Source organism: Streptococcus sp. HMSC034E03 (assembly GCF_001811505.1).
Lineage (GTDB): Bacteria > Bacillota > Bacilli > Lactobacillales > Streptococcaceae > Streptococcus.
In genome coordinates, this window is sequence record NZ_KV804976.1 from 137,775 (window position 1) to 143,797 (window position 6,023).

The 6,023-nt window shown below is 30.0% G+C and carries 4 protein-coding genes and 1 pseudogene; all 5 read right to left on the reverse strand.

Annotated features, from left to right (window positions below):
• Window positions 1-496: 496 nt before the first annotated feature.
• Entirely contained in the window at window positions 497-1,339 is an 843-nt protein-coding gene (locus HMPREF2805_RS04165; protein ID WP_075231522.1) for an AbaSI family restriction endonuclease, read from the reverse strand.
• Between the two features lie 141 nt (window positions 1,340-1,480).
• On the reverse strand, window positions 1,481-2,032 hold the full coding sequence (locus HMPREF2805_RS04170; RefSeq protein ID WP_075231523.1) for a DUF1643 domain-containing protein: 552 nt from the start codon (window positions 2,030-2,032) through the stop codon (window positions 1,481-1,483).
• Window positions 2,033-2,189: 157 nt separating this feature from the next.
• Window positions 2,190-2,933, reverse strand: coding sequence for a hypothetical protein (locus HMPREF2805_RS04175; RefSeq protein ID WP_075231534.1), 744 nt, complete (start codon window positions 2,931-2,933; stop codon window positions 2,190-2,192).
• A gap of 311 nt (window positions 2,934-3,244) precedes the next feature.
• The gene (locus HMPREF2805_RS04180) at window positions 3,245-5,767 is read right to left on the reverse strand and encodes a Spaf_1101 family AAA-like ATPase (protein WP_075231524.1); all 2,523 of its coding nucleotides are present in this window, start codon (window positions 5,765-5,767) and stop codon (window positions 3,245-3,247) included.
• A 115-nt stretch (window positions 5,768-5,882) separates the two neighbouring features.
• A pseudogene (locus HMPREF2805_RS11465) lies at window positions 5,883-6,023 on the reverse strand (N-acetyltransferase); the annotation flags it as partial.

Genomic DNA, 6,023 nt, shown 5'->3' on the forward strand with positions numbered 1-6,023 from the left:
TATTAAATTCTCACTTTTTGGGGTCAGTCCCTTAAAACATGCTATTTTTATCATTGATAAATATTAATAGCTAACTTTCCGAAAAACAACTATTTTTTATACAAAAAAGACATCCAAGAGAAAATTCTTGAATGTCTGTAAACGTTGATAGTATCCTATTGATTAACGTTTTGAGAATTGTGATGCTTTACGAGCTTTCTTCAAGCCTGGTTTGGAAAGTTTGGGTTTCAGTTGGACTAAAAACAGTGTATTATCAAGGCTTTTCAGAGCGATATCTACTGATTAATTTCATAAAATTTGAATCAATAGATTCTAAATAGGGGAAAAGTTTAGTTCTGTAAAAATTAACCACAAATTTTATCCTTTTATTATCCCTGTATAATTAATAATAAGTTTGCTACTTATAGCAGTATCCTCTACAGTAGGAATTTCTAATTTCAGGATTAATCAAATGGATCGAAAATATTTAATAAATTTGCCGTATCTTTAATAAGATTTACTTAATTTTTTTATTTTCGTAATCAGAAAAATTAATTTCTGTAGCAATTCTCTCATAGTAGATTTCATTTTCTGTATGTCTTGTACATCTAAAAACTCCTTTGAAAGAATAATAGATATTTCCCAATACATCTTCTTGATGCGCAAATACAATTGAATCTTTAATTTCTTTTATCTCCATGTCATTTCCAACTCTAGTTTGCTCTATTATCTTTCCATCAGGAGAAATAAAATTAATCCAATCATTATTCTTGTACAGCTTTGGAAACCACACCTGTACTTTCTCATTTAAAGGAGATGAAGCCGCTTGATGGAGGGTAAAATTTTTCCCAAACAACCTCAAGACATCTGCATGTGTTCTGAATTTTGCTCCGTCAGATATTCTTAATTTGCCAACTTTCAACCATTTATCTACTGAAAATTCATCCTGATATGAGTATGCTTTGAAATTTCTGTTCTTTTTTAGATGGCGAATTTTATCAATTAATTTGTTAATTCTTTGATGAACTGACTCTATATTAGAGTTATCATCACACTTAATTCTGAAGAATTCAACGTCTGTATAAGCAACTATTTCCCTTTCTCTCACTCTATCAGCTTCCTCATTGGATAAATGATAACTTTCATCAACTTCAACTGCTAGTTGGAACTGAGGAAAATATAGATCTATAAGATATCTCCTACCATCATTCTTCCTAACTACCTGTTGTGTTGTAAATTGGATTTCTGTATCATTTAATAAGTGGATGATTCTAGATACAACATAGAATTCATACTTCTTGTTACGAAGTTTAGTCAATAGTCTTGCGTAATAAGTCAATTCATCTAAATTATTTTTCACAATTGGGCCTCCTGTAATTAATTTATACATAATTATTGTACACGAATATTATAAAACCTCAATTGTCAAATTAAGCTAGACAATTTTACCTGACTCAGACAAACTTGAGACGGAGTTTGGTAGTTAAATCCATAATTTTTCCTAGAATTCAATATATATCTTATTGGATAATGAATAGTTTTGCTTCACACTTCTATTTAATGGGTGTATTGGCTCTCCCCACTTTGTTAATGGTGCAAAAGAGTATACTCGAATATCATTTTGCTTAAAAGCTGATAGAAGTAACTTTTTACCTCGTTGTAGAGATGGATGCCCCAAATTCCCCCAAGCACCCCAAACCTCGTTAATACCATACTCAAGCAAAAAATTAATTATCAACCTAACATTTTCTGTTGCGAGTTCCAAATTAAACTCATCTAACTCAGAGGCATAAGTCGCTCTTTCTGGATAGACATTTGACACAATCCAACCATCATATCCTAACTTCTGACTAACACCAATAATTCGGTTAATCGTCCTATCGCTATACTCTTCATTAGCAGCCGAAGGATTCATACAAATGGCAACCAGAGGTCTCTTTCCTAATCTACCCAATAAGAATCTATGATACTCATTATAATGCTGAGGAATACATAAATTAGGTGCTTCGCCAACAGGATAACTTGGTCTGACTTTTGTAACTTTTTGATTCATAAATATTACCTCAAAGATATTATGCCACGAATACGCTTATATAAAACACCAAAAAAGTAAAGCCACAATAATCGTGATCTTTCTTAAGGAGATTATGTAAAAGCAAAAATTATTTAGGAGTGACGATAGTATATACTTAAAATAGAGATACACCATTTTAACGAATCTTAGATCTTTCTCGAGTAAATATCTTTGCAAAGGTATCAGCATAAAGTTCAGGCGTTAAGTCTTGCTTTTGAACTTTCTCCAGTAATTGTGAAAAATATTCCTTCTCAGTACCCTTTGTATTAGAAATAATACCTAACAAAAATCTATTTAATTCACCAGCTGCTTTTTCTGAGTCGTAGGATTCATAGTATTTTTGATAAAATTTATCGTATTTCTCGTTTTTTTTAAGTAAGTTTGCTTCCTCTTGTTTATCTAACAGTTGTTGATAAGAGACATTAAGATCAAGCCAATCTTTTTCAAACTGTTCGAGTAATTTGTCTGAAACTTTTTTCCTATTATAGTATAGTTTTATCAAAGGAATAATATCTATCCATACCTGATCAATGAAAACTTTAACAATCTTGTCTTTAAAGATAAGTAAAGGCTCATCATCACATGCATGCACACGATATCCATCTTTCTGTAATTCATTTATCAGGTCCTCAGTATGAGTTTCTGATGTATTGACTATATATTGTTTTAGCCATTGTGGCATATTAGGATCTTGTATATGCCAAGATGCGCTCAAATATTTACAATCATTTCTTCTGGTTTCACCTTTTTCTAGACGACCTGGTACTCGTGTGCTAGAAATGGTATGTTTTTCAATGATATCTCCCTTTTGATAATATTCATTGTGAAAGCGTTCGTATTTATTGGGTCTATGAATTTTTGTTCTATAAATTAGTTTCATTACTATTCCATTATTTTTCATAGTTTGTCAAATTAAGCTAGAAATTTCACCTAGCTCATTTAAAATTGATACAGAGTTTTGTAGTTCAAGGACTTCCTTGAGATTCGATTTCTCTTATCAGCTAGAATTGATATGAATATTTGGGAAAGTCCACTGAAATCCATCCTCCTTAGAGGTCCATAATGTCTAAATAAAACATTAGAATGTTCATGATCCTGGAACATCCAAAAGATATAAACTCAGTATAAGTATATCATAAATAACAACATTTTGACTTTCCGAAAAATGTATCTTTTTCTGAAAGTTAAATGCTAATCATTTTTAAGTTTATTTATATCAATTACACGCTTGTATATTTTTACCTTATGTTCAAACGATTCTTTGCCGCCTTCAAGATAGTTTACTATGTGTTTTTTGATTTTATCTTCACTTGGATATCCGCTCTGTTCTACCCACCCATGTTCTCCATCTGATTCCATCAAAATAACTAAATCAGACATTGCATTTGTTACTATTGTAGCATTGTGAGTTGCTATAATAATCTGACGTTTAGCTTTAACATCTCGCAATATTTGTACCAAATTATTGTATATATACCTTGAATCTAGATTATCCTCTGGTTGGTCTATAAGCAATGGTCGATTATCGTTTGTGAATTCTGAATAGGCAAGAATAAAATCAAGCATGGCAACAACCTTCTGCCCTAAACTTAAATGTACTACTTCTTTAAAAATTGTTTTCTTATTCCCATCCGTCACTTTAGAATTGATATTAAATTCCAGAGATAATTTTTCACAATTATTATAAACATCTTCTAAATATAGCTTAATCAAATTAATATCCACATTATTCCAAAGTTCAAAAATTTCATTCAGCAATATATCATCTACTTCTTTTAGAGAAATATCATTTTTCAACCTACTGTTTTGAGCAAATTTTTTAATTGAATATTCACCTTTGAGATCACCACTATTCATTATAGTAACAAAAGTTTTAAAACCGCTTCTATCAAAAATCATTGAAAAATAATCGATAATCTCTCGATATGTCAAACGGTAACCTTTAAAAGAATTTTCTAAATTTTTCCCTTCAGGGAAGAACCAAACATAAAAATTTTCAGGTAATACAAAGTTTTTTTGCTGACTATATAATATTTTTAACTTTTCTGATTGGGTATCATTAAATGGAATTATAAGTGATAATATTTTATTTTTCTGCTTTTTTAATTGCTTATTTTGATTTAGAATGAAATGTTCGATTCCACCAACGGAAGATATTTTTCCAGATATTTGATATTTTTTTATCTCCTTTTTATCTTTAGCAATTACTTCAAACAAATAATCACTTATTCTGTCATCACTAGCAATATTTACAAGTTCGTTTACTGAATACCTATTATCAAACATTTGGTCAATCAAACGTAATTTCTTTTGTTTAGAAACTTTACTAATTTGGTCATTCTCTAGAACTTCATATATTGATAAATATTTTTCTCTAATTTTATCCCCTAGTCGACTTTCATAATACCAAAATCTTGATGTACATTTTGTCTTAACTCCAAATGTTTCATATATATCTTCTCCATCCTTCTGAGTAGGTAAATTTAATTCAATAAGATACTCTTTCTTTGACATCTCATATAAAATGTAAACTTTTGAGTGCCTAGAAAGAAATTCAAATTTCTGTTTCGTATCAGCTTTTTGTGACAACACAAATTGAATCAAATCTAAAATAGTACTCTTTCCAGTTCCCCTTCCTCCAATTAAACAATTTAATGACTCCGAAAATTTAATGACAAATTCCGAATTATTCTTTAACAGATATGAGTTTTTAAGGGGTGGTAAATAAATTCCACGTATCGCTTTCGTCTTGTTAATTTTTGGATTGCTTAGCTCAATTGATACATCATATTCTGATAAAGCCTCTCGAAGTTGGTCATAGTTCCTTTTACTAAATTTCATCCACATCGGATTAATAGAATGATCCTCAATGCAATGAGAATCATTATCAAGAACAAATGCTGGTTTTCTCTTTTTTAAATATGCTTTAAGATAGCTATTGATATTATCTATTTTATCAAGATTCGATACCCCTATGAATTGAGTATAAGCTATTGAAAAAAGTTTTTTCTTGTAAGCGTTAGAAAAATGCCCCTCTTTAAATAAATCTGAACTATTTATATGAGCTATATAAGCAAAGCAATTTTCATCGATAAATTTCTCTAATACCTCCAAACTCGCCTTGAAAGACCCTTCTTTAATACTCATTAGATTAGAGTTGAGCCATTTTTTAATGAAATTAATTTTGATGTTAGGAAAGGCAACAAGTACGTGTACCTTATCTGCACAAGAAATTTCCACTCCATTTATTACCTCAATATACTCTTTACTTTTATTCTGAGATAAAGCAGATACTAATTTAATAGCAGATTTTAATTTTTCAATACCTGATATGGTATTATGGTCTGAGACTACAACTACCGATACATTTTCATTGTAAAGATTTTGAGCAAGAGTTAAAAAGGCAATCTGTTCTTTTTCGCTACTGAATCCATTCATAAGATATTTTTCATATAAAATCTTTTCACCTTTATCTGTTTGAAACACCTCTTCTGGAAATATTTTTTGATTTATAATCTCTTTAATATAGTCATCAATAGTTAAATTAATCCAATCATTCTCTGGTAAGTCTTTCCATTTTTTAAACAATCTATAATCATGAGACTCTGGAGTATGTACATGAAAAAGAGTCTTACAGTAACTTCCAAATTTATTTTTTCCGTCACGAATTTTCTTATATGCTAACTCTGCTTCTAAGTTAATTTTATTTCTCATATATATCCTTCCTTTAGTAATTCCTGATATATCAATAGCTTAGCTAGAATGCTTTTATTTTATAATAGTCTATATACAAATTCAGTATCATAGTTCACTTACAGGTTGGCAGATTCATAACACCTTGTGCATCTCTAATAAGATGCATGTAGACATCATGATTCTCTTGTTCCCTTAACAATCCCCTTGTAATTTCTTTAAAACTTTCTGAATCAAAATAGTGAGCTGGTCTAGGAGGTAAACTTCGCTCAAAATA

Bases quoted from the DNA above. Each gene is read 5' to 3' on its own strand.
- HMPREF2805_RS04175 (WP_075231534.1), bottom strand. From the start codon at position 2,933: ATGAAACTAATTTATAGAACAAAAATTCATAGACCCAATAAATACGAA.
- HMPREF2805_RS04180 (WP_075231524.1), bottom strand. From the start codon at position 5,767: ATGAGAAATAAAATTAACTTAGAAGCAGAGTTAGCATATAAGAAAATT.
- HMPREF2805_RS04170 (WP_075231523.1), bottom strand. From the start codon at position 2,032: ATGAATCAAAAAGTTACAAAAGTCAGACCAAGTTATCCTGTTGGCGAA.